Source organism: Chitinophaga sp. LS1, assembly GCF_034274695.1.
GTDB lineage: Bacteria > Bacteroidota > Bacteroidia > Chitinophagales > Chitinophagaceae > Chitinophaga.
In genome coordinates this window covers 6,540,667-6,566,720 of sequence record NZ_CP128362.1, presented here as the reverse complement: position 1 = coordinate 6,566,720, position 26,054 = coordinate 6,540,667, and the positions used below count along the sequence as shown (strand labels likewise).

General features: G+C 39.7%; 24 protein-coding genes and 1 tRNA gene. 12 read left to right on the top strand and 13 right to left on the bottom strand.

What is annotated here, in order from left to right; genetic code table 11:
- Positions 1-255 precede the first annotated feature (255 nt).
- Complete coding sequence (locus tag QQL36_RS26900) at positions 256-1,551, top strand: hypothetical protein (protein WP_321567390.1); 1,296 nt, start codon at positions 256-258, stop codon at positions 1,549-1,551.
- A gap of 86 nt (positions 1,552-1,637) precedes the next feature.
- On the opposite strand, the gene QQL36_RS26895 is transcribed toward QQL36_RS26900, so the two are convergent.
- The 3 genes from QQL36_RS26895 to QQL36_RS26885 form a co-directional block, all read right to left on the bottom strand.
- On the bottom strand, positions 1,638-2,276 hold the full coding sequence (locus tag QQL36_RS26895) for an NAD(P)H-dependent oxidoreductase (RefSeq protein ID WP_321567389.1): 639 nt from the start codon (positions 2,274-2,276) through the stop codon (positions 1,638-1,640).
- Between the two features lie 73 nt (positions 2,277-2,349).
- Positions 2,350-2,964, bottom strand: coding sequence for a Crp/Fnr family transcriptional regulator (locus QQL36_RS26890; protein ID WP_321567388.1), 615 nt, complete (start codon positions 2,962-2,964; stop codon positions 2,350-2,352).
- Positions 2,965-3,234: 270 nt separating this feature from the next.
- Positions 3,235-4,335 carry an NADH:flavin oxidoreductase gene (locus QQL36_RS26885; RefSeq protein ID WP_321567387.1) on the bottom strand — a complete coding sequence of 367 codons (1,101 nt, stop codon included), beginning with the start codon at positions 4,333-4,335 and terminating at the stop codon, positions 3,235-3,237.
- A gap of 136 nt (positions 4,336-4,471) precedes the next feature.
- On the opposite strand from QQL36_RS26885, the gene QQL36_RS26880 reads away from it, so the two are divergent.
- From QQL36_RS26880 to QQL36_RS26870, 3 genes are all read left to right on the top strand, one after another.
- Positions 4,472-4,555: transfer RNA gene (locus QQL36_RS26880), tRNA-Leu, on the top strand.
- Positions 4,556-4,670: 115 nt separating this feature from the next.
- Positions 4,671-5,000 carry a hypothetical protein gene (locus QQL36_RS26875; protein ID WP_321567386.1) on the top strand — a complete coding sequence of 110 codons (330 nt, stop codon included), beginning with the start codon at positions 4,671-4,673 and terminating at the stop codon, positions 4,998-5,000.
- Positions 4,997-6,091 carry a site-specific integrase gene (locus tag QQL36_RS26870; RefSeq protein ID WP_321567385.1) on the top strand — a complete coding sequence of 365 codons (1,095 nt, stop codon included), beginning with the start codon at positions 4,997-4,999 and terminating at the stop codon, positions 6,089-6,091. Before QQL36_RS26875 ends, QQL36_RS26870 begins: the two co-directional genes overlap by 4 nt.
- Before the next feature lie 45 nt (positions 6,092-6,136).
- On the opposite strand, the gene QQL36_RS26865 is transcribed toward QQL36_RS26870, so the two are convergent.
- The 10 genes from QQL36_RS26865 to QQL36_RS26820 form a co-directional block, all read right to left on the bottom strand.
- A complete protein-coding gene (locus tag QQL36_RS26865) occupies positions 6,137-6,385 on the bottom strand; it encodes a hypothetical protein (RefSeq protein WP_321567384.1) in 249 nt (82 codons plus the stop codon).
- A gap of 114 nt (positions 6,386-6,499) precedes the next feature.
- Positions 6,500-6,757, bottom strand: a complete 258-nt coding sequence (locus QQL36_RS26860; RefSeq protein WP_321567383.1) for a hypothetical protein — start codon at positions 6,755-6,757, stop codon at positions 6,500-6,502.
- Positions 6,758-6,791: 34 nt separating this feature from the next.
- Complete coding sequence (locus QQL36_RS26855; protein ID WP_321567382.1) at positions 6,792-7,496, bottom strand: hypothetical protein; 705 nt, start codon at positions 7,494-7,496, stop codon at positions 6,792-6,794.
- Positions 7,497-7,543: 47 nt separating this feature from the next.
- Entirely contained in the window at positions 7,544-7,816 is a 273-nt protein-coding gene (locus tag QQL36_RS26850) for a hypothetical protein (protein WP_321567381.1), read from the bottom strand.
- Between the two features lie 38 nt (positions 7,817-7,854).
- A complete protein-coding gene (locus tag QQL36_RS26845; protein WP_321567380.1) occupies positions 7,855-8,241 on the bottom strand; it encodes a hypothetical protein in 387 nt (128 codons plus the stop codon).
- Between the two features lie 221 nt (positions 8,242-8,462).
- Positions 8,463-9,272, bottom strand: a complete 810-nt coding sequence (locus QQL36_RS26840) for a hypothetical protein (RefSeq protein ID WP_321567379.1) — start codon at positions 9,270-9,272, stop codon at positions 8,463-8,465.
- Positions 9,273-9,374: 102 nt separating this feature from the next.
- The gene (locus tag QQL36_RS26835; RefSeq protein WP_321567378.1) at positions 9,375-9,587 is read right to left on the bottom strand and encodes a hypothetical protein; all 213 of its coding nucleotides are present in this window, start codon (positions 9,585-9,587) and stop codon (positions 9,375-9,377) included.
- Positions 9,587-9,988, bottom strand: a complete 402-nt coding sequence (locus tag QQL36_RS26830; protein WP_321567377.1) for a hypothetical protein — start codon at positions 9,986-9,988, stop codon at positions 9,587-9,589. Before QQL36_RS26830 ends, QQL36_RS26835 begins: the two co-directional genes overlap by 1 nt.
- Positions 9,972-10,886 (bottom strand): HEPN domain-containing protein, encoded by a 915-nt coding sequence (locus tag QQL36_RS26825; protein ID WP_321567376.1) that lies wholly within the window; start codon positions 10,884-10,886, stop codon positions 9,972-9,974. Before QQL36_RS26825 ends, QQL36_RS26830 begins: the two co-directional genes overlap by 17 nt.
- A 34-nt stretch (positions 10,887-10,920) precedes the next feature.
- Positions 10,921-11,664, bottom strand: a complete 744-nt coding sequence (locus tag QQL36_RS26820) for a HAMP domain-containing sensor histidine kinase (protein ID WP_321567375.1) — start codon at positions 11,662-11,664, stop codon at positions 10,921-10,923.
- Between the two features lie 258 nt (positions 11,665-11,922).
- Between QQL36_RS26820 and QQL36_RS26815 the strand changes: the two genes are divergently transcribed.
- The 8 genes from QQL36_RS26815 to QQL36_RS26780 all read left to right on the top strand — a co-directional run bounded on the left by QQL36_RS26815 (position 11,923) and on the right by QQL36_RS26780 (position 26,052).
- On the top strand, positions 11,923-12,336 hold the full coding sequence (locus QQL36_RS26815; RefSeq protein WP_177189447.1) for a helix-turn-helix transcriptional regulator: 414 nt from the start codon (positions 11,923-11,925) through the stop codon (positions 12,334-12,336).
- 542 nt (positions 12,337-12,878) lie between these two features.
- On the top strand, positions 12,879-13,700 hold the full coding sequence (locus tag QQL36_RS26810; protein WP_321567374.1) for a type IV toxin-antitoxin system AbiEi family antitoxin: 822 nt from the start codon (positions 12,879-12,881) through the stop codon (positions 13,698-13,700).
- Positions 13,697-14,500 carry a nucleotidyl transferase AbiEii/AbiGii toxin family protein gene (locus QQL36_RS26805; protein ID WP_321567373.1) on the top strand — a complete coding sequence of 268 codons (804 nt, stop codon included), beginning with the start codon at positions 13,697-13,699 and terminating at the stop codon, positions 14,498-14,500. The genes QQL36_RS26810 and QQL36_RS26805 overlap by 4 nt, the downstream gene beginning before the upstream one ends.
- Positions 14,497-17,322: a hypothetical protein gene (locus QQL36_RS26800; RefSeq protein ID WP_321567372.1), complete on the top strand. Its 2,826-nt coding sequence runs from the start codon at positions 14,497-14,499 to the stop codon at positions 17,320-17,322. Before QQL36_RS26805 ends, QQL36_RS26800 begins: the two co-directional genes overlap by 4 nt.
- Positions 17,319-23,432 carry a DEAD/DEAH box helicase gene (locus tag QQL36_RS26795; RefSeq protein ID WP_321567371.1) on the top strand — a complete coding sequence of 2,038 codons (6,114 nt, stop codon included), beginning with the start codon at positions 17,319-17,321 and terminating at the stop codon, positions 23,430-23,432. Before QQL36_RS26800 ends, QQL36_RS26795 begins: the two co-directional genes overlap by 4 nt.
- Positions 23,432-24,502 (top strand): PD-(D/E)XK nuclease family protein, encoded by a 1,071-nt coding sequence (locus tag QQL36_RS26790; protein WP_321567370.1) that lies wholly within the window; start codon positions 23,432-23,434, stop codon positions 24,500-24,502. Before QQL36_RS26795 ends, QQL36_RS26790 begins: the two co-directional genes overlap by 1 nt.
- The gene (locus tag QQL36_RS26785; protein ID WP_321567369.1) at positions 24,495-25,652 is read left to right on the top strand and encodes a DNA cytosine methyltransferase; all 1,158 of its coding nucleotides are present in this window, start codon (positions 24,495-24,497) and stop codon (positions 25,650-25,652) included. The genes QQL36_RS26790 and QQL36_RS26785 overlap by 8 nt, the downstream gene beginning before the upstream one ends.
- A complete protein-coding gene (locus tag QQL36_RS26780) occupies positions 25,636-26,052 on the top strand; it encodes a very short patch repair endonuclease (protein WP_321567368.1) in 417 nt (138 codons plus the stop codon). Before QQL36_RS26785 ends, QQL36_RS26780 begins: the two co-directional genes overlap by 17 nt.
- Positions 26,053-26,054: the final 2 nt, after the last annotated feature.

Here is a 26,054-nt window from a genome sequence, read left to right as displayed (position 1 = left end):
GTAAGCTACTAAATAATCGATTATTGGTAGAGGTTTTTAAAGTTCTTTACAGAAATATGAAAAACTTCAAACATAGGTTGCATACATAGTAGGGAGTATGTATGGTGTGTAATGTGTTTTTAAAATAATTTTAGATCGCTCAGCCTTTGGTCAAAAACTGGTAATCAAAATAATTATTGTTACATTTAATATAGCCGGCTCACCGGCTGTTCATACTATCCATTTTATTGAGCGTTCATAAAAAATGAAACAGGAATGATTACCCATGAGAACCTGGCTGCCTCCGCCCCAAAGCAGGTTGCTAACAGCAGTTTAACATCAACGGTAAATAAAAGCGGCGGCGCTTTTCAATTGATGAACAACCGGCCGGAAGCTATTATCCAACGGCAGCTGCAGGCAAAGGTCATTAATAGTACCCAGGTGCGGCAATTGCAGGCTTACCAGGAAATGGCGAATGCTGGTTTGCAGGCCAGACAGTTGAAAACCGGATATCCCGCAGCAACACCTGTGATACAATTAAAACGTTCTAAAGACACGGTACTTGAAGAACTCTCCGCACACATGGCCGAGGGGGGAAATGAGCAATCAGAACAACTGGCAAATCCGGAAAATCTGGATTTCCCCGTCATTTTTGGCACGAAATCATTGGCGGCCTCAGAAAAACAATATGATGATAGTTATGCTACAGGAGAAAAGATCCTTACTGCCCTTGAAAATGCGAAAACAGTCCGGGAGGAGGAGATGCATTTTACCCGGACGGAAAGGCTATTGAACACGAACTATGAAGATACCCTGAAATATACAGTATCTGTACCTAAGCAGCAGGAAGTGACGCAAGAGGATTCTCATTCTAATAAAGAAGACGATGACGATTTGTTTGGTGGTTTGGATGATTTCCGGGAACGCCGGCCGCAATCAACAATGGAGGATGAGGATGTGAATACACTTCAGGATGGGCAGAAAGTAAAAAAGTATCTTATCAGTACTGGCAGGCAGGCAAATCGTGGTGAAACGTACTATAACAACCAGTATGACCCCCAGATGAAGACATTTATTGCCGCTCAGAACTTTGGTGATAAAGATAAAGAGAGTGCCGGAAGTCAACCTGTCGCTACCAATGCTGATATTATCGCTGCACAAATACAGGCGCTTAAGCGGGCGCAGTTTGAGCGAAAACCGCAGGACAGGGAGACGATAGAGCTAAAGACCCTGAAACGGCAGGGGATTATTAATGCGCAGACATTGCATACCATTCTCTGGTCTGATGGTTCTAAAATGCAGTATCTCATGAAGAATTATAGTATGTCCAGCAATGGTGAAGAGAAGCCGTACAGTAAGGATTTTATTGCACTATTGGGTTCTCCTAACGGGCGTGCAGGAGGGTGGTTATTGGTGCACTATGCTAAATTATTAGGACTGGACCCGATAAAAGAGATCCGGTATGATGAGGATAATATGTATATCAACTATGGGGAGCCTGTGGGATTGGATGTGGGGGAGGAGACAGGGATAGGAGAAGGTGGAGATGATGGTGATGATGGTTCCTGGTGATGGGTATAAGGAGGTGCAGGATAAAGTATTGAACCTAACGATATACCCCGCTCTTAGAGTGGGGTATATCGTTACTAGAGGGTTGCTTATTTTATTTCAGTAACGAAATTCTCCCGACTGCGTCTCACTTTCTTTAAATTCACCAGCCAATCACCTTCGGTAGCCCGATAGCCAAGCGGCATGATGACAACGCTTCGTAAATGCTTTGATTTAAAATCGAGGATTTCATCAACAGCTGCGGGGTCAAACCCTTCAATTGGTGTAGCATCCACCCCTTCAAAAGCTGCAGCAATTAAGGCGGTGCCTAACCCAATGTAAGCCTGCCGTGAAGCCGCCTGATAGTTAGCCTCCATGCCCCGTCCGGCAACAAGGCCCAGCAATTGCTGCCTGTAATTTTCCCATCCTTCACTTCTTATACCACGAACCTCATTGGTAAGGTCGAACATCATATTGATGCGATCAGCAGTGATGTCATCCCAGGCAGCAAATACCAGCAGATGTGAGCAATCGGTAATTTGCGCCTGATTCCAGGCCACCGCCCTGATCTTTGTGCGGATTTCGACATTAGAGACTACTAATAACTCAAACGGTTGAAGCCCGCTTGAAGTCGGTGTAAGTCTTATTGCTTCAACAATACGTTCAAGTTTGTCAGCCGGCACACTTTTCGTTGCATCGAATTTTTTGGTAGCATAGCGCCATCGTAATCTTTCATTAACAGTCATCATCTATTTAGTTTACAACAAAACTATAGCAACCGTTAAAGTAAAACCGTTAACAAAAGATAAGAAAAGTTAACTGCTATCTTCCAGATTCCATAATACGCTTACGTATGCGTGAAAGTGACACAGGTGTAATACCCAGATAATTCGCCAGATAGTGTTGGGGAATGTGTTGTAAGATCCGTGAGTTACTATTTAAAAGCGTTTTGTAGCGTTCTTCAGGAGATTGTGTTACAAAGGCCTGCAATCTGTCTTCGTAACAGAAAACTAAATGTTCAGCTATAAGTCTGCCGAAACGTTCCATCTTATGGGCGGTAACAGGGTTATTTAAAAGCTGTTGTAAGGCGGCATGATTAAAGGTGATCAATACGGCATCATTGATTGCCTGTATGTAGGATAAGCCTGGTTCCTGTTTTAAGAAACTTTTATAGGAGCAGATAAATTCGTTTTTCATAGAAAAATAACCGGTGATTTCCTCACCATCTTTGACATGGTAAAGGCGTAGTTCCCCGGAAAGGATATAACCTAATTCTTTGCATACCTCACCCGCGCTGGTAAAATGATCTTTTTTATGAAGTAACCTGATGTTTAAATATTGGGCAAAAATAGTCCACTCTTCGTCATTGAAGGTGATCCATTTGTCTATTTGCTGTCTGAAAACCGGCAGGTATTGTTCTATTTGCGTATCCATCATCTGTAATTTAGTTTATTTTGTTCAGGGATGCTATTCTGCAGGTTATTATGGTGGGGCAGGTTGATGTGCATGTGAGGATGAGGGATTTGTCAAATACGATTATACTTTGGTGATAAATCTTTTATTGGTGTGGGGGAGGGGGGCCTTTTAGTGAAGGCTGGCCTTTTCCTTCAATTTTCGTTTTACAAGATTTAAAGAGACATTTTTTTCATAGCAAAGCCCTTCATTACAAAATGAAGGGCTTTACTTATGGGTAGTGTCAGTTTTATATTAAAACAATGTAGCCAGTGCTTCTTTACTAAAGCCTTTCAGCTCATCATTACGTTCTTCTTTAATCTTTACAACCCAATTGGAATCAGCCAGTAATGGACGTCCTACAGCCACCAGATCAAAATCGCCACGATCAAATCTACGAAGCAGTTCATCCAATGAGCTTGGAGAAGAACTTTCACCTCTGAAAGCCCCCATGAAATCGCCTGACAGGCCAATAGAACCAACAGTGATCGTAGGTTTTCCGGTCAGCTTTTTCGCCCATCCTGCAAAGTTCAGGTCATCTCCTTCGAATTCCGGTTCCCAGAAACGGCGCTGAGAACAATGGAAGATATCAATGCCGGCATCGGCCATCGGTGTGAGCCATGTTTCCATTTCAGCGGGAGTAGTAGCGAGTTTGTGGTTATATTCAGTAGGTTTAAACTGGGAGAGACGAATGATGATAGGATAATCTTCACCAACAGCTTTTCTCACTTCTTTGATCACGTCAACGGCAAAGCGGGTACGATCTCCGATAGTAGCGCCACCGTATTTGTCAGTACGTTTGTTTGTCAGCGCATAGAAGAACTGATCGATTAGGTATGCGTGGGCGCCATGCAGTTCGATGGTTTCAAAGCCAAGGCGTTTAGCATCAGCAGCAGCTTGTGCAAATGCCTTGATCACATCGGCGATTTCACTTTCAGTCAGGGCATTTCCATTAACACCATCAGGAGCCAATATACCAGAAGGTCCTTCAAAAGGTGTAGAAGGCAGCCAGCCGGAATGGTTGTTTGCCTGAATGCCCTGGTGCCAGATTTGCGGCCCCATAGCACCACCAGCTGCATGTACTTCATCAATGACACGTTTCCATCCATTGAGGGCTTCGGTGCCATAAAAGTGAGGGATATTGGGATCAGCGGAGGACGAAGGCCGGTCGATCACAGTACCTTCAGAGAGGATGAGGCCTACCTGACCTTCTGCTCTGCGTTTATAATAATCGGCTACGTTCTGGCCGGGGATACCATTAGGAGAAAAGGCTCTTGTCATGGGAGCCATTACTATTCTATTCTTAATATTCAGCGTCTTTAGTTGGAATGGCTGAAACAGATTATTTGCGCTCATCTTATTGGATCATTTATAGTTGCAAATGTATCGGTAATTTGCGATATTCAAATAAGATGAAGGAAAAATAAATTTATTTTGGAATTAAATAAAAATACATACATTTGCAACCCGCAACTGAAGGACGGTTGTGATTGCCCAGATGGCGGAATTGGTAGACGCGCTAGACTCAAAATCTTGTTTCGGCAACGGAGTGCAGGTTCGATTCCTGTTCTGGGCACTTGATAGCCTTACAAGTCATTGATTTGTAAGGCTTTTTTATTTTCGGGAGTGTCGGTTTTTCATGCTTTTTAGCCCTTTTTCCCACTATTTACGACACTCAAATGACACTCGCAATGACAATCAGAATTGCAGGCACTCCACCGGAACACAACCGGAATCTAACCAAAGGATTTTTGCATCAAAAACGGGTTGAAAAGGCATATTTGACACCCGGTTTGACACTCAAAATGACACTCACTTCTGGCAGTGAAACCCAAGCCTATATGGCAGTTCTGCCATTTTGTACAAGATGGTTTTCAAAATTATTTTCAAGGTTATTGTTCCCTCTTTCTTTCGCAAACTTTCACTTGCTGGCGACAGGTATTAATCAGGCTGATTTTACTGTTGGCATGGCACGCTCATTGGGCTTCTCTCCCGTAACCTTTAAAAATGGAACCCTATGAACATCGGAGAAAAACTCAATAAGAAAGGAGATAAGATTTATTTCTTTTATGATTTAGGTCGCGGGCCAGGGCAGCGACCTTCTACCGGGGTCTTTATTTATGCTAACCCTCAAAACCAGATTCAAAAGAACTTCAACAAAGAAGCGTTGAAGATACTGGAGACTAAAAAGAGTCAGCTCACTATTGAGCAGCAAGCCGTAGGTACACCTGTTATTCCTGCGCATAAGTTTAAGGCCAACTTTGTAGAGTATTTCGAGGAGTACATCAAACTAAATAAAAGAGAAGGCAACCGGCATCTTACCTGCTGCCTTACCAAGTTCAAGGCTTATATTAAAAGTGATTTCATTTCACCGGTGGATATTACGGAGAATTTCTGCAAACGCTTCCGGCGGCATTTATTGGATACGCTAACTGGTGAAACTCCGGCCAATTATTACGCCCGGTTTAAATGGGTGGTAAAGGCTGCCACCAAGGATGGATATTACAGGAATAATCCTACAGAAGATATTCCGGCTGTACGCAATCCAAGTGTTACCCTTAAAGAACACCTGGAATCGGAAGAGTATGTAGCCCTGCTTAATACGCCTTGTTTTAATCAACAAGTAAAGCTGGCATTTTTATTCAGTTGCTATACAGGGCTTAGATGGGTGGATGTGAAAAGGCAGGAATGGCAGGATTTACAAAACGGCACTTTAATTACCAGGATTATCCAGCAGAAAACAGGCAAACCAGTGGTGCTTACCCTCCACCCTATAGCCCTTGCCATATTGGAGGAAATAAAACAGTTGTCATTTGGTAAAACTACGTCCGTGAATAAGGTGTTTAGTTTGCCAACGGCTAATGGTGCAAATAAAGTGTTGGGAGAATGGGTTAAACGTGCAGGAGTGAATAAATATGTAACCTGGTCTTGCGCCCGGTTAAGTTTCTCCATCCTGCTAAAAGATAAGAATGTAGATGATGTAACTATCGCTTATCTCATGGGGCATACGACCACCAGACAGGTACAGCAGACATATAAACGGCATAAACCCAAAGATCAATCGGAGGCCATCAGTCATTTACCATCTTTTAATATCGGTACGTTTCTATAGGCATTAAAAAGAACAGGGCTATTCGCCAGTGAATAGCCCTGTTTTCTATGCAGCTCTTAGTTTAACCGGAGGGGTTGAAGTCACAGCAGCCACTATTTCACCGGACAACATTGTATCTATGTCTTCTTTCCTGTAGTACCCGCTATTTGTTTTGTAAATACCATATTCCTCACAATTCTTGGCGAATTGAGTTCGGCCCAGATTACAATAAATGAGCGCTTCTTCCGGTTTTAAGAAGGGTTTAAAACAAAGGGCTATTGCCCGCATTACCAATAAATCATCCCGCTTTATCATATTGCTTTGTTTATTGTTTAAAAAGGGTTCATCTTTCTGTAGTCCCACATTCAAATAAAATGCTGGTTACAATCGTGAGGATATACCCCACGATTGTAGTAATGCTAAATTGGATTATTCATCATCTTCTTCCTCATCATCTTCGTCCTCGTCCTCTTCATCATTTTCATGGTAATCGGAGATAATGTCCTCCACCTCGTGAATCACCTCCCGCTGTTCTTTTTCGTATTCGACTTCGATTACGAGTTCATGATCTTCTTCTTCTGTTCCGATGATAGTATTGGTAATTTCATTTTCCAATAAAACATCGGCTACCCGGATAAGTACGTCTACCGGAACATGGAGTTCTTTCTTAGTAATAACTGTGTTCATTTGTCTGATTTTAATGGTGAAAAAATAGTTGTGGTTATTCTTTAAATTCCAGTTCGCTGAACCTGGCAGGCGGCACCAAACCGGCCAGTATATGCCGTGCGGCCATCAGTTCTGCCTTACGGTTAAGCGTTAAGCGGAAACGGGTTGTTTGCTTGCGCTTTCCCTGTTTTGCAAGAACAGCTAATTTGCCGGTCAGTTCTTTAATAATGTTTGTATAAGGATAATCAGGTCGAAGAAGCCTAAAATGGCGGGAAGCTATTATATCGTTAAACGCTTCCAATACAGCTCTCAACGTTTCATAATTGACAGCAGGCAGGTTACTAAGCCTGATAAGGTTTTCCAGCAGGCAGCGCAGCCGGATACTGACCCATTTTACAGTTGACAGTGTGTAACTGTTCCAATACTCCCCTGGATGCTGCAATAGCAACAAAGCATGGCCGCTATCCACGTATTCAGCTACCTGCTCTATTAGCCTGGAATATACCCACTGGTAAGGCGCTTCTGCTGGTTGTTGTTCTGGTAATGCAGTTGGGTTGCCGTTCAACAGTTTACCCGCAGATTGATTACTGATATTTGCCGGTGGTTGGTTATCGCTTAATGTTTCCTGTAAAGTTGCTCCTGATGAGAGTAAGCTGCTGCGCTTATAAAATGCCAGTTGTTTGCAGCTGTCACTGCAATACTTTTTGGTGCTACGTTGCGATTGAATGGGTTTCCCGCAATGGAGGCAGACTGTTGACATAAATTAGTATTTAACGTTAAACGGCAGGTTTTACAGTAAGGGTATTGTTAACCATACTGTTCCGCATCATCATTGGGTGAACCTTTGATGTAATACCCGTAGTCGGCTAAAATGCTTTGTATATTCTCTAAGGCTTTGCGGTGACGCGGTAAATGTGGTTGATAACTTACCTGTATCAACAGGCTGTTCTCTTTTTCATTGATGCCTTCCACATGCCAATCCAGTGTGTTATTCAGCAGGATGCGTACAATATCCATGAATACATCCATTGGGATGCTGTGTGAACTGGTTTGCGCCGGTTTTGTGGTATTTGTTTCCATCGTCTTTGTTTTATCGTTTTAAGTAATACTGTTTAGCGTTAATCCAATACAGCGACACCGGAAGAAATGCTGCTACTACTTGTTGGGGCGTGTATGCTTTTTTGCAGCTTTTTATATTTCTTTTTTAATTGCTTCATTTCCTTTTTCAGTTGTTCGTTTTCTTTTTCTATATGGGCGTTAGCTCCCTGTTTTTGTGTAAACAGCCAATACCCTAAAAGGAATAGACCAATGATGACAGTAAGCGGGTTTGACAATAACTTGTACCAGCTTTTTGCGCCTTCCTTATCGTCTTGCAGGGTGCCCGCCAACTGCTCCCACCATGCCTGAGGATTATCGTTTGTTTTTTGTTCTCCGGTAGCCTGCCGCCGTTCTTTATCTGCCTGCCCTTCATTGGGTTTGCTGTGTGCTGTATGGGCTGTTTCCATGATAACAAGACATTTATTGTTTACCGTTAAACCGATCGTTGTTTTACGTTTACGGTTCGTGATACAAAGATGAGATCGAATGGAGCGGGGAGGCTCCCCCTATAGGGATACCTATTCTCTGGAAAAATTGCCGGTAGTGGCATAAAAAAAGCCATACTGCCTGCTTTGGCAATATGGCTTAACGGTAAACAGTTGCTTTAGGTAACGGTAAACGCTACCAGTTATATCTCTTTATTACGGTATTTATTCCTGGCTCCCGCTGGCAGGTCTTTGATGGCCCTATTGATTTCTTCCTCAATTAATTGCACAGCCTCCTGCATGTTCAGCCGGTTAAAATAAGGCTGTATAAATTGTAGGTCTGCTATCAACTGCTCGCCCTTATTGTAGTTAGGCATGCTGGTGTATTTCTTGTAGATGTCGGAGTTCTGCGTGGTGGTGAACTTAGTACCCGTGAGCAAATGCACCAACTGCGCAACGGCGCTGACAGAATGCGTATCCCGGTGCTCTATAGCAAAACTTGTTTTCAGCAGGTAGAAGATGGCTAATAACTGGCGGGCTTTGGTCATTTCATTATCCGGCTCTGCTGGTTCCGGTACAACAGCCGCTGCCCCTTCGGGCTCCATTTGCAGGTACAGGAAAATTTTGGCGTTAGACAGGCTATTATGGCAGACCTGGATAAACTGGTGAGTCTCGTCTAACGTTAAACCCTGCTGATCTCCGGGTAAATTATTGAATACCTCCTGTTCAAAAATGCCTTTCTCCGCTAATACCGTTCTAAAATAGAAATACCCATTAAACTGCCTGTCAAAATAGGGCTTTATCGTTTTACCGTATTTTTTCAATAAGGCTTCCTCTTTTTCCCGGTATTGAGCGAAAATACTTTCCTGTTCATCCGGCTGATACTTCCGGAAAATCGTTAACACATGCAGCAGGTGTTCTGTTAATTCCAGTTGCTGCGGCAGTGGATACGGTTGAACGGCTGCGTCATAATCCTCAAAAAAGCGTTCTACCAGTAAAGGGACAATGTGCATGCGGGGCGGGTTTGTGGCAGGTTGTTTTATAGGCATGAAACTAATATAATAAAAAATGTCAATAATGCTACCAGCTTCCCTTATTTAGAGGTTACAAACCGGTTAATCAGGAAGGTCTTCTTCGCCTGTCGACTTTGGCGTAAAAGATAAAAATACACGGGTTGCTTTTTCTGTTATAGCATCATCATTCTCCAGAAAACCGTTTACCGATACGTGATTAACGTAAAACTGTAACACTTCCTGTAAGGAACATTGCGTAAGGGATGTCATTATATAGCTGTCATGTGTGTGCCGTATCTTAAACGTCTTTTTCATCAGCTATTGTATTGATCATTTTGATGTAGCTTTTCATACCATTCTTTCATTGTCGCGGTGTAGCTTACCGACTGTTCGTTGCCTGACAATATCGCGATCACCTGTTTGGTGTATTTTATGCAGATCTGCCGTTTGGCTTCGTTTGCTATAGGTGTCTGGGACAGTGTATTTGTATAAGCGGCAAAAACAGTTGTAGTCATCGAGTATATATCGCCTGTTTCTTTCAGCACGTACGCTGCAAACAGGAGGTGATCTGCAAAAAATTGCAATGCCTCCTGTTTGCCTACATGAAATTGACGGCAGGCGGTTGAAAATGCGTCAGGCATGTCTATCTCTATGGATATTGCCAAGCCGTTCCTGTTGAAGCTGGCAGATGGCTTTCTTTTACGCCTGTTTTTCATGGCTGGGTTTTATAGGAAATACAAGCGCCTGTGTTGCTGCCAATTGTTCCTGCCTGTTTTTGTAAAGCATCTCTGCGACCATAAGCAACTCCTGCACCCGCTCTGTTAGTATGGTTACTTTTTCCGCAGAGATCGTGTAGTGTTCCTTATAACGGGCATCGGAATAAGCCCGGTTCAACAGGTTGAATAACTCCTTTTCTTCTTTGGTAAGGCACGGAAAGATAATGGAAAGCTCAAAGCTGAAATTTTCTATCAATGCCAGTAACCGCGAGAGGTTATGGGTTGTAGACCGGTAGCCGGTAAAAACCCTTAACAGGGCCATGCAGGCGTGTTGGGTAGACTGGTGCAGGTTAAAAGCCGCCTGTTCCGGCCAGTTATCCTGCTGGCAGTCGGTTGCAGCCTTGAAAAAGCGTTGGGCTATCGTAAAACACCGGTTCCAGTGGTCTTCTATTTTGCCTTTGAGGGCTTGCGGTTCCGGTTCTGCCGGAAGGACTGGCAACAGCTGCCTGCCATTGCTGTAAACACCTACGGCTTTACGGTAAACGGTCGTATCAAAACGGTAGCCTTTTTCCAGCCCTTCATAAAAAGTATGGGATGGCTGTATCATGCAGGTTACCTCACAGGCCAGTGGCCCGGCCTGTTGCTCTATCAACTGGATCAGCTCATGATCGGCCCTTTTTTCATCCTCACCGGTCAGGATCAATAAATCGTAGGTAGTGGGAAATACGGTTTGACGATAGCCTTCTTCCTCCCAAAAACAACTCCAATCCTGCATGGTGGTGGTGCGACTGCCTAAACAGAGAATGAGTTCTGGCTGCATCGCCCGGAGTATTTTTTCAATGAGTTTTGCCAGTTGGGTGATCTGTAGTTTGGACAAGTGGGGCAGGTTATTGCGCATAGGTAAAGTTTTAGTACAGTAATGAGGTGATGATTTAACGGTAAACGGGTATTGTTAGCGTAAAAACGGTATTCCCATGATTGCTCTTTACAGTCAGGGAGCCGCCCAAAGCCTGCGAGTATAACCGGCTTAGGTATAACCCCAACCCGGAACCAGCCAACCCTTTATCAAGCTGTTCATAGGGGTCAAATAAGGTGGCGGCTTTCCCCGGAGGAATGCCCATGCCCTGATTGATTACCTGGATGGTCAATCCTGCCAGCAGGATATGGCATTTTACTGCTATACAGGTATTCGGATAGCTGAATTTAAGGGCGTTGGTGAGTAGGTTTTGGATAATCTGGCCCAATTTTACCTTATCTGTGGTGATAAAAGCCTCTTCCAGTGATGGGTAGAGCGTCAGGTTGATGTCTTTTCGCTGTATGGCGGCAGCATCGTCAAATGACCGTATCAGCGGGTGTATCCATGCCTTGAATTGGAAAGATTCGTTTACAGTGGTAATATCCAGCTTACCGGCCCTAATTTTTACGGTGGTGAGCATATTGTCCAGCACAAGCAGGGTATCAAGGGTAGCCCTATCCAACGCCCGCAGGTAAATGTCCTTATTCTTACCTTCCCTTATATACCGGCATACCTGTACAGTTCCGGCTACCTGGCTGCGGAGTTCATGGGCGAACATGCCGAGGAATAGCTCGATGGTTTGCAGGGAGGTGGTTTCCGGGTTGGGAAGGGCGAGCGGGTAATCCGGCGCTAAGGTGTTGTTTTCTACTATTTTTGGCATAGATGGTAGATTTATAGTGTGAATAGGTGGTTCTTGTCCAAAACGGCCTTATAGTGTATTTTACTTCAAATCTGTTGTTGGTTACTGTATCCGGAAGGTAAATTACCGCCCTGCCAGGCCGTAGCCCACCAAGCAAGCCTGTGCGTTAATAAAAAAATGTTGTATTTTACCGATGGGTTGGTTAAGGATGCTCACTTGTACCTTACAAGCCGGAATTAGTATAATACCAAATTGTTAGTTTTCAATATATTTGCGACTATGACAACTACCAGTATGCCTGAAAAAGTACACCAGGGACGTGCGGTAAAACGCCTTAGAGAAATCCTGCATATCAAACAGGATGTGTTAGCCGATGCCCTTAATATCAGCCAGCAGAGTATTTCTTTACTGGAAACCAAAGAAACGATTGAACCAGAGCAACTGGAACAGATTGCAAAAACGTTGAAGGTGCCTGTAGATGCTATTAAGAATTTTAATGAGGATGCGGCAATTAATAATATCGCTTGTAATTTTAACGACAACGCAGCTATTAATTATAAACCAGTATTCAATCCAATCGATAGATGGGTAGAAGCAATGGAGGAAAATAAAAGATTATATGAGGCTCTATTGAAAAGTGAGAGAGAAAAGATTGCTTTGCTGGAGAAGATGTTGGCAGAGAAGAAAAAATAAAAGCAAAGTTTTAATGATATTTAAAGAGCCATCTACAGAGAGTGTAGGTGGCTTTTTTTAATTAATAGGTTAACCTATTTGAAAGTCGACCAAATTGATATATTTACCTTTTAAGATGAGATAAACCCCGCTATTAGGGGTCTAACACCAAACAAAAGGTAATGGCAAGAAGTACATATATCTCAGAGAATCTAACGCAAAAGCAGATTGATTTTATGCTGATGCTTGATGACTATGAGTTAGATAAGATGTTAGCAGAAAAGAAGAAATAACGCAGAAATTTAATATTTTTATTTAAGCCATCTCACTTTGCAGATGGCTTTTCATTAAATCAAGTCCATAACAACGGTTCCTATTCATCAAAATGATTCAAAAGCAGATAAACTAATCTGATATCATAGGGCTAAATGGTAGTTTTGTGAATTATGTTTCATAGATGAATAGTTAGTTTAAAGCTGACTGTGTTGATACAAAAAGCAGTTTTATCAATTTTAAAAGATATTTCATATCATTGTAATCAGGTTTAAGCTGACTATCGGTATATGAAGAATAAGTACATATCAACGCAATCTAACGAACTATTATCTTACTTTAATAGGAAAGGTAGGGTATGCTTTGAATATACGGAAGCATTTCAAGCCCTGCCTGATTCAAAGGAAAATGCGGTAAAACAATTGCTTAGTGATATGACCCGGCGGGGATTACTAATGCGGCTCAAAGAAGGAGTATATTATATTATACCTTATGAGGCTGATGCAGAAACGTTCATGCCTGACTGGCATACAATAGCGGGATTTCTGGTTAATAATGCCGATTATTACATAGGATATTACTCAGCGCTTCATATCCACAATCTTATTACGCAGCCATCCTTAAAAGAACAAATCGTTGTTTCAAAACAACTACGGCCTTCTATCATTAAGATTAAAAATATTCCCTTCCAATTTATATATCACAATGAAGATCATTTTTTTGGCGCAAAGAAAGTTTGGATAGATAATTTCAATAAGGTCCAGTGTTCCGACCTTGAAAAAACGATTATTGATTGCTTATTCAAGCCAGATTATGCCGGTGGCATAGTAGAGGTTGCAAGGGCAATTAATATTTCAAAAGATCAAATCAAGTTTGATAAGTTACTTGAATATACAAGGAAGTTTAAATCACAAGCTGTAATTAAAAGATTAGGGTTTCTCTTAGAAGTACTGGACATTAATCATATTATTATAGAAGAATTGTTAAAAGAGAAAACAGCCTCTTACATCTTATTGGATACTGAATTACCAAAGTCAGGTAAAATGCTAAGCAGATGGAGTATTCAGCAAAATCTGGAATCGGAAACAATTAAATCTGCTATATACACATGATTAAACCAGGCGAAATACAACAAAAAGCAAGGGAAACAGGGGTACGAGACCAGCAGATAGAAAAGGATTATGTGCTTTCATGGATATTAAAAGGAGTTTCCCAACATCAGCAACTTTCCAAAGTGATTGTGTTTAAGGGTGGCACAGTATTGAAGAAAGTCTATTTTGAAGATTACCGGTTCTCTGAAGACCTGGACTTTACTTTATTGGACGATACAGTGACCAACGATCAAATTTTTGAATGGTTTAAAGAAGCATTTGATTATATAAAAGAAGAGGCAAACATCCCATTAGGAATAATAGATAATAATGAGCATGAAGATGGGGGAATAAACTTTTATATTAGCTATGTTGGCCCCTTAGGTGGACAAGGTGCTAACAAGAAAGTAAAGGTTGACATTTCGAGGAGCGAAGTATTAGCATTTGAACCCGTGAGAATGCCTGTGCTTATTGGTTATACTGATTTAGAAGCATACGAATTATTATGCTATTCGTTGGAAGAAGTGCTTGTAGAAAAGATGCGTTCTGTAATGCAGCGAATGGCAGCACGGGATTTTTACGACATCTGGTATTTGCTGGAAGTTGAAAAAATGGAAGCCGGACATTACCTGAATGAATTTAGCCAGAAATGCAAAAGCAAAAATCTGAAAACAGCTGATTTTCCAGCAAAGCTACAGGAACGCTTGCCACAATATAAAGGACGTTGGAAAAATTCACTTGCGGAACAGATAAAGGATTTGCCCGATTTTGAGCAGGTGGAAAGAGAAGTCCAGAGACCTTTAAAGAAATTGAAGCTATGACTTATTCAGAATGGAATGAACATATAGCAAAGATTTTTTTCAAGCCCGAAAATGCGGGTCGTGACATTTTGTTCTATCTGACAAAACAAGACCTGATCAAATATTCAAGATCTTTTTTTAATAGTAAATCAGACGATGAAATTTGGGCTGACTTTATCCTCGCAATCAAATACGATGGACAAGAGAGAAATAATTATAAAACGCCTTATTCACCAATAGCACGTCCTCAGGAACTCTTTTCATACTGGAATAGAATAGAAACACCACCATTTATAGCATATCTTATTCTTTATATTATTCCTTTAACAGAAACTTACGATGAACGTTTCAATACAACAAATTATTACGGCAAAGTCAATGTGTTTTTTAAAAAGTACGAAATCCTGAATGAATTTACAGAGCAATCAATTGGAACTACAAATTTTCAAATTATCTCTCACTTATGGAATGCACTTGAAGAATGGTCGATTATTGCAAGAAATTGTGATCTTGGAATTTTTGAACTAAAAAAATTTGGCAACCAAAATTGGATTCATGTAGGTAAGCCTTTTTCGCAATGTATATTATCTCCAAGTGCAATCAATAAACTTCCTGAACTATTTTATGAAGCCGGTTTAATTCCTGATTCTGCTTATTCAAAAGAAGAATTCAGGAAATTACTTTTAAAGCATGGAGCGAAAATTCTTTGGTTGAAGGAAAGTGTAATCGAACTTATCAGAAGAAGCGATTCAAATGAGTTAGGCCAATCTATAGTTGAAATTATCATTCGTGAGTACAACAAATGGACTGGTGAAACACATGCGAATGAAGAAGAAGGCACCTCAAAATGGACAAAAAGAAACTATACTGTTGCTCCTTTGTTTTTGCAAATCAAGGTGAACAATAATGATGGATTGATTTTATTTTCATTTAGAATATATTCTTCAAATGATTATCCCGAAGATTTAAATTTTGCTGGCTACGAAAACTTATATGAAACGAATGGCTGGTCAAGAACTTTGAATCTTGAATTCAAAGAACCATTTGAGTTAAAAGATGATTTCAATAAATGGGTTGCAAGATTTCCCAAAAAAGATATAAGGTTGTTTGTAAGTGCCGGAACATATCAATTGAGTACTGGTTATTGGATTGAAACAGAAACACTCTCAAAAACAGACCCGATGTTTTTACTTTGTAAGGATGAGAAGCGGGAAGCAATACTTGAATGGGGAAAAACTTTTCGGAACGGAAATTTCAGGCAGGAGGATTTGGAAGGTTTGGCTGAGGGATACGTACTTTTCAAAATTCTGAATCCGGTAAAAAGCCATCCTGACATTCCACTGCTTACTCTCTATACGGAGAAGCGAATTGAACTTATAGGTGGGCTTAAAGTAAATTTCAGAACATTTATTAATGATTTTTTACCAGAGGTTGAAATCAACAATTCAGATGGCAACGAAAGAGTTTACATACAGTACAGGAATACTGAAGACAAAATTTTTCTAACGAGAAAGCTATCGAATAGTAACCGTTGGTCACTTCCTGTCGATACTCTCCTAAACATTGACTTCCATATAAAAGTAGAAGGAGAAGTTTTTGCAGGTAATGAGATCGCTTACAACCTTATTAGTTCTGATGATTCGGCAAAAAAAGTTGACGGTCTTCTATTGCCAAAGCGAGATTCTTTTGGAAAGTATATTGAAATTGGAGCAGCACAATATTGTTTAGGCAGTAATATTATTAATCCGACAAAGGCAAGTCAACGATACTTTTGTGCTTGGGAAAATCTTTTTCTTAGCATTAATGAAGAACTTGCTTCGCAAATAACAATGACAGCGTATGACAATCATTGTGGGAATATGCTTTCAAGTTTTCTTGCATTAAAAACTTCCCTGACAACAGAAGAGTTTTATCGTGCTTTTGAGTTTTATTATTCAAAGCAATTTGCAGAGAAGACAACAACCGGCAATTTTAACCTGACACGAGCCAAGAAAGCATCACTGAATTTCTATGACTATACAGGAATTCTTGATTACGATTATGAAACAAAATCAATTGTGGTAAATCCACCACAATTGATTTTCGTCCCTTCTAATCAAGGTAGAAAAGTGCTACTGATTGGGGCAAGAGATTTATCTCTTGTAAAATCAATAATTACCACCGCTGGCAAACATCATCTACAAGTTGAAATCACAAAGCAATTTTCTTCCAATGAAAAATTGCTTCTGCCTGATGCAATAACAATTAAAGCATTTGGAAAACGAACAGAAGGCTCCGGGGAAAGAAATATTATAGCATTTGCTAATGAAATGAAAATAGAGTTCAGTCAGAATAATTTCCCACAGATAGCCCTACAACTGTTCTCTGCAAACATTGAAGAATATGAACGTGAGTTAACGGAAACCCAGGAGGATGATTATGGCTGGGCGAGGAGAATTTTTAATCCTGAGAATTTGAATTACGAAAGAAATGAAGCACCTGCTTTTGACAAGACATTCTCGCTAATTGAGTATAAGTTAAATGAATACACTTACTACAATAAACTTTGGAAAGCTGGTAAATGCTATCAGGTGGACAAAAACTGGGGGAAATACCTTTCTCTAAAACAAATCAGTAAGAACGTGATTTTATTTGATAATGAACGAAAGCGGGTTGCAATTCCCTCGGAGACCCCTTTGCCGCGGCTGCTTTCAGAATCAATCATGCTGCTAAGTGGATTGGCTCCTGATTTCAAAGAAATTGAAGGAAAGTATTATAGGATTTATGAGAATATTCCTGGCGTTTTTACAGAAAACCTTTTTCGTAAATTAGGGCAACAACCGATAAATAAAGAATTAAAATGAAAGACCCAATTGGTTCATTTGAAACTATAAAAGAAAATTTCATCCGTTATGTTGAAACGGCATTTGGGACAAAGTTTAGTGGAATTGAAAAAGAACGCTACGCTTTATTAAATTACGATAAAGTTCTTTATCGCAAACCGTGGATTGAACCATTGCCTGATTATATTTCAAGTAATAAACGGATTGATGATTTAACTCTTACTGATTTAGGTAACGCATTAAATGCTAGTGAAGCAGATACATTCAAAGGACTTGTAAAGACAGGTTTGTTTAATGCCAATATAAAACTGCATTCACACCAGGCGGAGATGTTGCAGAAAGCTTTAGAGGGAAACAATTGCATTATTACTTCGGGAACAGGTTCTGGGAAAACGGAATCATTTCTATTGCCATTATTTGCTCAACTCGCAAAAGAGTTTGCTAATTGGCAAATCCCTCACTCAAAGCCCACCACTGTGAATACATGGTGGAAAGAACGTACAGATGGGGGGCTTACGGCAACGCAAATTGTAAATACATCAAATTTCACATTAAGTGATGCAACGAGGCAGCGGCAACATGAAAACAGAAAATCAGGTGTAAGAGCGTTAATTCTTTATCCAATGAATGCTTTGGTTGAAGATCAAATGAGCCGGTTAAGAAAAGCACTTGATTCCGATGATACAAGGCAATGGTTAAATACAAGCGCAAATGGAAATTCCATTTACTTTGGAAGGTACAATGGCAGTTCTCCTGTTGCCGGCGAATTGAAAAAAAATGCTGATAATGGAACCGTAATCAACAAGAAAAAGGTTAACCAGTTGATTGATGCCTTACGGCAAATTGAAAAAGATTCAGATAGAGTTGCACAATACATAAGGGAAGCAGGGAAAACACCAAGTGAAGCAAAAGAATTAAAATCGTTTTTTCAACGCTTGGATGGTTCTGAAATGAGAAGCCGGTTCGACATGCAGGTTGCACCACCTGATATTCTCATTACAAACTATTCCATGTTGAGCATTATGCTCATGAGAGAAATAGATTCAGGTATTTTTGAAGAAACAAGACAATGGTTGGCTTGCGAAGATTTACCTGAAATAGAACGGGAAGCGGCAAAATCTAACAGGATTTTTCATTTAATTATTGATGAATTACACTTGTATAGAGGAACTCAAGGTACAGAGGTAGCATACCTGCTCAAACTTGTACTCAATCGCTTAGGACTGCACCCACAACACTCACAGCTTCGGATACTTGCCTCAAGTGCATCACTTGAGGCGGGAGATGAGGATAGCAAAAATTTCGTCTGTGATTTTTTCGGAGTTAGCAAAGACCATTTTGACCGCAAGTTCAAACTTATTGAAGGAAGAAATAATCCAATTATTCCATTTCCCGGAACGGAAAGAAAACTTCCAATAAGTCCCTTCAAGGAAATTGCAGAGCAATTTTCAACTTCAAAAGGAAATACTTCAAACGCAACATTTATTGCAAGTTGTGAAGCTGCAGCAACCCAGATTGCAACTGTATTAAATATTCAACAGCAAGGAACTGGAATAGAAAAATTACTTTTGGTAATTACAAATCCCGCCTTGCGACTAAAAGAAAGGTTGTATTCTCCATGTAATGATTATAAGGCTGTTTGCTCAATCAAGGCAATCGGTGATGATACAATAGGAACGTATTTTGCAGAAACAATTTTTGAAAATACTACTTCAAAAGAAGATTTACAAAACGCATTAAGAGGATTGCTCATAGCAAGAGCAATGCTTGATGAGCCGGAATTTCAAACAATTGCCAATGCTATTCCTGATGAAAGAAAATTACCACGGTTCAGGTTTCATTATTTTTTCAGAAATATAGAAGGAATTTGGGCCTCTGTAAAGGCAACTGATATTGATAATACTGGCTTCGCTGATGGAGAACGGACAGCCGGAAAACTATACTCAACAACACGAATAAATTCTGAACGGGGAAACAGAATTTTAGAATTGCTTTATTGTGATAATTGCGGAACAACTTTGTTTGGAGGAAGCCGGTTAGTTACAAGAAATGAATCCGGCAACCATTCTTTTGAACTCCTTCCTATCAGTCCAAATATTGAAGGCATACCGGAAAAAACACCGGCAAAACTCGTTGAGAAAAGGAGTTTCCAAGAGTTTGGAGTTTTTTGGCCTTGCGGAAATCAGGAATATACAAGACATGACCGCGAACATGGCATACCAACTAATTTTTGGAGGCAAACCACAGTGAATGGATTTGAGCAAGGCGATTATGAAGCTGATTGGATTCAAGCCTCCCTCAATTGCATTTCGGGTGATATTGATTTTTCGCATGATAAAGCAAATACAGAAAGTGGCGATTGGATAAAAGGATACTACTTTACAATTACTCCAAACGGTTCAAACCGTGATATTGCCTTTCCTGATGCAAGCGGAAACATTGATACAAGAGAAACCCACAGGGCTTTGCCAAATGTCTGTCCATGTTGTGGTCTTAACAATCAAAAGCGAAGGCAAGACACACCCAAGAGAAAATTCACATCAATAAGAGGTTTTAGAACGGGTTTCGCTAAGACAACACAGATTTTCGCAAAGGAATTAATGTACCAGTTGCCGGATAACGAAGCGGAAAGGAAACTGGTTGTGTTTTCTGATAGCCGGGAAGATGCGGCACAGGTTGCAAACGGAATTGAAAGAAATCACTTTACAGACCTGTTAAGGGAAATTTTGGTAAGCGAACTTCATACAAATTTGATGTCTCGCTTTCAAATTATAAATGCTTTGGATGGTGGCGACACAATTAAACAAGGTGAATTGAGGCAAAACAATCCAATAATTTATGATGGAGTTGAAGACTTATTTGACAAGTCAAACTATACCGGGGTAAACATAATAAGACAAAGGGAAAAAGTAGATGCAACAGCGAAATTAAATGAATACCGTTCACTACTGATAAATGTGAGGGAATTAGTTCATATTACCAATTCTATAAATCTTGCACCACTAATAAAACATTTTGTTGAGTTAGGAATAAACCCTGGCGGCAATGACATCTCAATACAATCAAAACCTCTGAACGGAAGGTTTGTTCCTTGGTATGAGTTGATCAATTTTGATAGGGAAGAATGGAATGCCGGAATAAGCGATGAATTTATCGCAGAAATGAGAGATGGGACTTTCACCAATCTTGCTTCAATGTTCTTTGGCTCCCTTTTTTATTCGTTTGAATCATCTGCTTTAGGATATGTAAGTATTAATCCTGAATTGCAAGTTATCACAGATCAGGCTAATGCAGTTGCAATCTCAAGAAACGATTTTTTACAAATTGTAAATTCTACAGTCAGAATTTTGGGAGATAAATACAAGCATAATAAAGTCGATGACGCAAACCCTTTTAACTTCACTACTTACAGGGAACTCCCTGGGCAAGTAAAAAAGTATATCCGTGCAGTTGCATTAAGATTTTCCAAACAGGAAAACGAAATTGGTGATGCTGTATTCGCAACACTTTCAACAAGTGGGTTACTCTTAGGCGACACAGGAATTCAAATTGAAAATCTTTTCATTAAAGTTGCCCGTGCGACTGACCACGTATGGACAAGCCCGCGCGGAAGTAGGCCACACTTACATTTTAGTGGTGGTATTTGTACCTATTCGGTTACACCACTACAACCACAACACGACCGTATATGTGATGATATTTGGGAGGAAAATTATCTCTCCTACAATGCAATAAAAGAAAAACGTCAACCAATCCGGTTACATTGCGAAGAATTGACTGGACAAACAGACGACCAGTTTGAAAGACAACGGCATTTCAGGAATATCATATTGCCAGATGAAGGTATAAGGCAGGTAAAAACAATTGATTTATTGAGTGTAACAACAACGCTTGAAGTTGGTGTCGATATTGGTGCATTACAAGCAGTAATGTTAGGAAACATGCCGCCTCAAAGATTCAACTACCAGCAAAGAGTTGGCCGTGCAGGACGAAGGGGGCAAGCGTATTCAGTAATATTAACCTTTTGCAGAGGTAGAAGCCACGACGAATTTTATTTTTCAAATCCTCACAAAATAACTGGCGATTCACCACCTACTCCATTTCTCACTATGGATCAGGAAAGAATTTTTAAGCGGTTACTTGCCAAGGAAATTTTCAGAAAAGCCTACATAGATGAAAACATTGATATTACTAATGATGAAAAATCAAGTGTTCATGGAGAATTTGGGAACATTGGAGATGCTCAGGTGAATTGGATAGATTACAAAGCCAAAATCATTAACTGGATAAACGGTAATAGAGCAACAATTGAAGAAACAATAGATGCTTTAATTACACCTGAATTACAAAACAAGAGAAATGAATTTGTTAGCTGGATAACCGATACCGGAAGTGTAAATGGCTTAATTGGAAAGGCACAAAACGTAATCAACAATGAGGAAATTGCAACAACAGATGTTTCAGAGAAATTGGCTGAGGGTGGAATACTCCCAATGTTCGGAATGCCAACGACGATTAGAAATCTATACCATGGTATCAATAAACATTTAGAGCCATTATCAATTGACAGGGCGCAATCCATGGCAATTTATGAATTTGCACCGGGGGCACAAAAGACGAAAGACAAAGCAATTCATCAGGTAATTGGCTTTACGAGTGACATTATAAATACGAGAATCCAGGGAAATGCAACTGTTACCAATGCAAGAACAAGCAATCAGCTTCCCTTTTCAATGAACCGTTGGTTTGTACGTTGCCGGGCTTGCGGATTTTTTGAAACATATTCAGAAGAAAGAAAAACAGAGTTGGACGTACAAAACCAGTTTGATAGTTGTCCAAATTGTGGTGAATTGAACCCCGATAAATATCAGCAACCAGTAAAGTTGAAATCGCCAAGAGCTTACAGAACAAATCTCTCTTCGGGAAGTGATTCAAAGGATGATTCAGAATTCCTTTTGTCAAGACCTCCGATTTTTGCAGAAAAGATAAACGACCCTGCAAACCCAGATCAGCAAAAAGTAATAAATAATGCTGACTTAATCATTAGCGATAAAGATGTTACCTGGAGAGTCAACACAAACTCTGACAAATATTTCACTGGAAAGCTTTATAATACTAATAATCGGTTTCCATTTAACTCGGTAAATGGATTTTGGTTTAATGACCAATGGTTAGTGAATGATTTCGCGGTTAACTCTAATTCAAATGGGTATTCAATTTTCATCCAGAACAACACTGCCGGACAAGACGAACAAATTGCCTTGGCAAGTAACAAGAAAACAGAAATTTTCAGAATATCACCTGCAGCAGTTTCTTTAGAATTAGACTTGAATATGTTCTCGAGGGAAACTGATTTAGCACATATCAAAGCACAGTCAAATGGTGTGCGTTCAGGATATTATTCAGCAGCATTTTTACTACAAAGAATTTTAGCCGACAAGCTTGATGTTGACCCAACTGAAATTGAGATTGCAGACATTTCGATGAAGACGCTTGAAGATGGAACAGATAGAAGAATTGCAGAAATCATTTTGACAGATGAATTACCCAACGGTTCTGGCTTTGTGAGGTATTTATACAATAACTTTCAAAGCATTCTTGCAGAAGCAATGAATCCCCCTGACCCCAATGATTATTTAGGAAAAATTCATGCCCATGCACATCAACAAAGGTGCAAGGACGCGTGCTATGATTGTTTGAAAGTGTATAGAAATATGAATTACCATAGTTTGCTTGACTGGAAGTTAGGTTTGGCAATGATGAGGGTCATGAACGATTCAAATTATGTGTGCGGGGCAGACGGGAATTTTGATGAATATGTTGAGTTACGTGACTGGCTTTCATTTGCGACAGAATTAAGGAATAATTTTGCTCAAAGTTTTGGTTTTACTCATTTAGAAGAAATAAACAGACTGCCAGTCATTAAGTTCGGAAGAAATCAGAAGAATATAATAATGATCGTTCATCCTTTTTGGGATTTGAGGAACATTAGGGAAGCAAATTGGTTAGCCGAAACGAAAGCTGAAATTGATGAATACACAGCCAGTAGAAACGGAACGGTGAGCATAATTGATACATTTAACTTGCACCGCAGGCCGGGTTGGTGCTATGAAAAATTAGTTAATAGATAATGAATAAGATTAACAAATTAGTATTCAGGGAAATTAACAGGATATCCCCAAGCCAGTTTTATTCAATGAAGAATTGTACATATAAATCCATTCTGGCAGAAGCTTTTGAAAAGAAGCCCTTATTACCGGTTTCACCAAATGCTTATTTCGGAACAGTATTGCATAAAATGCTTGAACAGATTGCTAAAGGTGCAATTAAAGACGAGGAAAGTTTCAACAGATCATTTGATGACCAGGTAAGATTGCAAGAGGAAAACTTGAAACAATTGCATTATGACTTTTTTACTCCACTTCAAAAAAACGTGAAGGACTTTGGGATGAAAAAAGTTCTTCTTAAAAAACATTTAAGACATTCTTCTGAAAAAAAATCAAAGGTAATTGGGGTGAAATATCATTCCGAAAAATGGTTTGAATCAAAGGATAAATTAATTGGTGGAAAAGTTGATTTGGTAATTGAAGACGAAACAGAAACAGAAATTATTGACTTCAAAACCGGAGCAATTACACAAGATTTTTTAGATGAAGAAGGAGAAGTATTTTCGGAAATAAAGGCAGAATACAAAGAGCAATTAAAACTATATGGTCATTTGTATTTTGAAACAACTGGCAAGTACCCAACACAATTAAGTTTGGTTGATCTGGCTAAACAAAAATTCACTGTTGACTTTACACCATCGGAGTGTAATGACCTCTTCAATGAAGCGAAAGCCTTGTTAAAAATAACAAACGAAAACGTAAGTAAGGGGATATTTGCAGCTAATCCGTCTGAAGCAAATTGTAAATTCTGTTTATATAGACCTGCTTGTAGCTTTTTCCTGAAACAACTGGAAACCGATTATTCTTTCAATGATGTTTCAGGTATTATCAAAAACGTTGTAAAATATCAAAACGGAAATAGTAGTGTGTTTTTAGAAAACAAGGAAAGAAAAATTACAGTTACAAGCTTTCCTTCTGAAAAATATACTGAATTAAACGAGAGCAGGGGTAAACAAATAACCCTCTTTAACTTACGGAAGGAAGCAACTGAATTTGTTTACTCAGCCACTAAGACCACAATTATTTATGAGTAACCATAATGACCATAAAATTCCAATTCTTTCATTCTATTCTGGTGGAGGCTTTTTAGATATGGGGTTTGAAATGGCAGGATTTGAAATCGTTTGGACGAATGAGGTTGATGGAATGTTCGCTAAACTTCATTCTGAAGGAATTACTTCCTGGAGAAAAGCCAGGGGCAATGGAATAAAAGCAGAAATATTTAATACCAAGTCAATAGTTGAAGTAAATGCTAATGATATAGTTGCTGAGGCATTCCCCAATGGTATGCCGGAGGATTTTGGTATAATCGGCGGTCCTCCGTGCCAAGATTTCAGCGTACAGGGGAATATGAATGGATTTAATGGAGAGAGGGGTAAGTTAACAATTGTATATTTTGATAGAATACTGTCATTAAAGCCTACTTTTTTCGTAATGGAAAATGTAACAGGTTTAACAAAAAGCCCATCAACAAAGGCTCATTTGGCCAAGCTCTTAAAAAGAGTAGAACAGGAATATTACGTTGACCATGAAACTTTAAATGCGTTAGATTTTGGAGTTCCTCAGCATAGGGAGAGAGTATTTTTTGTTGGCATACTCAAGAGTAAAATTGGAGAGCCATTATTTAACTTAAGAAATAATGGCAAATGGTTTGATTGGCCTGAGAATATAAAATATAGAAATGCAGAAACTAAATATCTATGGCCAGAAGCTGTCGCTTTTGGTAAATCTTTAACTAAACCTAAAGATTTACCGTTAGAATTATGTATTGAAAGCTGTCTTGTTTCTTATAGGGAATCTAATAAAATTGCGAATGCAAACGAGTATTTCAATTTATATATTTCCGAGAAGAAATTATTATCAATAGGCGAAGGAGAAACAAACAGACCGTCATTTAAAAGACTGCACCGTTTCAGATATAGCCCTACAGCTTGTTACGGCAATAATGAAGTACACTTGCACCCATATAAACACAGGCGGTTATCAGTACGTGAAGCATTAAGAATACAAGGGGTACCAGACACTTATGTGTTGCCGGAAGGATTGTCCCTGACCAAAAAATTTAAAATGATAGGTAATGGAGTTCCGGTGCCTTTAGCAGAGGCTATTGCTACTGCTTTATATAAATTTATAGAAGAAAATAGAATAATCCCTAAAGCAGGACAAAATGGACATTTGGTCTAAGCAAAAGAGAAGTGAGGTAATGAGCAAAATCCGGAGCAAGAATACCAAGCCTGAGATATTGCTTCGTAAAGCTCTATTCGCAAAAGGATACAGGTACCGTATACATAATAAATTACTGCCAGGAAAACCAGATATCGTTTTTGTCAAGTATAAGATAGCCATTTTTGTACATGGTTGTTTTTGGCATTATCATAGCAATTGCCGTGAAGGGCGTATTCCTGATACCAATTCAATTTTTTGGAAGGAGAAGCTGTCTAAAAACGTAGACCGTGATTTAAAACATCAGCATGCATTAACAAATGAAGGCTGGATAGTCATTATCGCTTGGGAATGTGAGATAGAAAAGCAATTAGATAATACCGTAGGTAGAATTGAACATTATTTTAGCCCTCATCTCTAAAA

Excerpts from the sequence above, each read along its gene's own strand:
- QQL36_RS26900 (WP_321567390.1), top strand. The coding sequence starts at position 256 with ATGATTACCCATGAGAACCTGGCTGCCTCCGCCCCAAAGCAGGTTGCT.
- QQL36_RS26895 (WP_321567389.1), bottom strand. The coding sequence starts at position 2,276 with ATGATGACTGTTAATGAAAGATTACGATGGCGCTATGCTACCAAAAAA.
- QQL36_RS26890 (WP_321567388.1), bottom strand. The coding sequence starts at position 2,964 with ATGATGGATACGCAAATAGAACAATACCTGCCGGTTTTCAGACAGCAA.
- QQL36_RS26885 (WP_321567387.1), bottom strand. The coding sequence starts at position 4,335 with ATGAGCGCAAATAATCTGTTTCAGCCATTCCAACTAAAGACGCTGAAT.
- QQL36_RS26875 (WP_321567386.1), top strand. The coding sequence starts at position 4,671 with ATGACAATCAGAATTGCAGGCACTCCACCGGAACACAACCGGAATCTA.
- QQL36_RS26870 (WP_321567385.1), top strand. The coding sequence starts at position 4,997 with ATGAACATCGGAGAAAAACTCAATAAGAAAGGAGATAAGATTTATTTC.
- QQL36_RS26865 (WP_321567384.1), bottom strand. The coding sequence starts at position 6,385 with ATGATAAAGCGGGATGATTTATTGGTAATGCGGGCAATAGCCCTTTGT.
- QQL36_RS26860 (WP_321567383.1), bottom strand. The coding sequence starts at position 6,757 with ATGAACACAGTTATTACTAAGAAAGAACTCCATGTTCCGGTAGACGTA.
- QQL36_RS26855 (WP_321567382.1), bottom strand. The coding sequence starts at position 7,496 with ATGTCAACAGTCTGCCTCCATTGCGGGAAACCCATTCAATCGCAACGT.
- QQL36_RS26850 (WP_321567381.1), bottom strand. The coding sequence starts at position 7,816 with ATGGAAACAAATACCACAAAACCGGCGCAAACCAGTTCACACAGCATC.
- QQL36_RS26845 (WP_321567380.1), bottom strand. The coding sequence starts at position 8,241 with ATGGAAACAGCCCATACAGCACACAGCAAACCCAATGAAGGGCAGGCA.
- QQL36_RS26840 (WP_321567379.1), bottom strand. The coding sequence starts at position 9,272 with ATGCACATTGTCCCTTTACTGGTAGAACGCTTTTTTGAGGATTATGAC.
- QQL36_RS26835 (WP_321567378.1), bottom strand. The coding sequence starts at position 9,587 with ATGAAAAAGACGTTTAAGATACGGCACACACATGACAGCTATATAATG.
- QQL36_RS26830 (WP_321567377.1), bottom strand. The coding sequence starts at position 9,988 with ATGAAAAACAGGCGTAAAAGAAAGCCATCTGCCAGCTTCAACAGGAAC.
- QQL36_RS26825 (WP_321567376.1), bottom strand. The coding sequence starts at position 10,886 with ATGCGCAATAACCTGCCCCACTTGTCCAAACTACAGATCACCCAACTG.
- QQL36_RS26820 (WP_321567375.1), bottom strand. The coding sequence starts at position 11,664 with ATGCCAAAAATAGTAGAAAACAACACCTTAGCGCCGGATTACCCGCTC.
- QQL36_RS26815 (WP_177189447.1), top strand. The coding sequence starts at position 11,923 with ATGACAACTACCAGTATGCCTGAAAAAGTACACCAGGGACGTGCGGTA.
- QQL36_RS26810 (WP_321567374.1), top strand. The coding sequence starts at position 12,879 with ATGAAGAATAAGTACATATCAACGCAATCTAACGAACTATTATCTTAC.
- QQL36_RS26805 (WP_321567373.1), top strand. The coding sequence starts at position 13,697 with ATGATTAAACCAGGCGAAATACAACAAAAAGCAAGGGAAACAGGGGTA.
- QQL36_RS26800 (WP_321567372.1), top strand. The coding sequence starts at position 14,497 with ATGACTTATTCAGAATGGAATGAACATATAGCAAAGATTTTTTTCAAG.
- QQL36_RS26795 (WP_321567371.1), top strand. The coding sequence starts at position 17,319 with ATGAAAGACCCAATTGGTTCATTTGAAACTATAAAAGAAAATTTCATC.
- QQL36_RS26790 (WP_321567370.1), top strand. The coding sequence starts at position 23,432 with ATGAATAAGATTAACAAATTAGTATTCAGGGAAATTAACAGGATATCC.
- QQL36_RS26785 (WP_321567369.1), top strand. The coding sequence starts at position 24,495 with ATGAGTAACCATAATGACCATAAAATTCCAATTCTTTCATTCTATTCT.
- QQL36_RS26780 (WP_321567368.1), top strand. The coding sequence starts at position 25,636 with ATGGACATTTGGTCTAAGCAAAAGAGAAGTGAGGTAATGAGCAAAATC.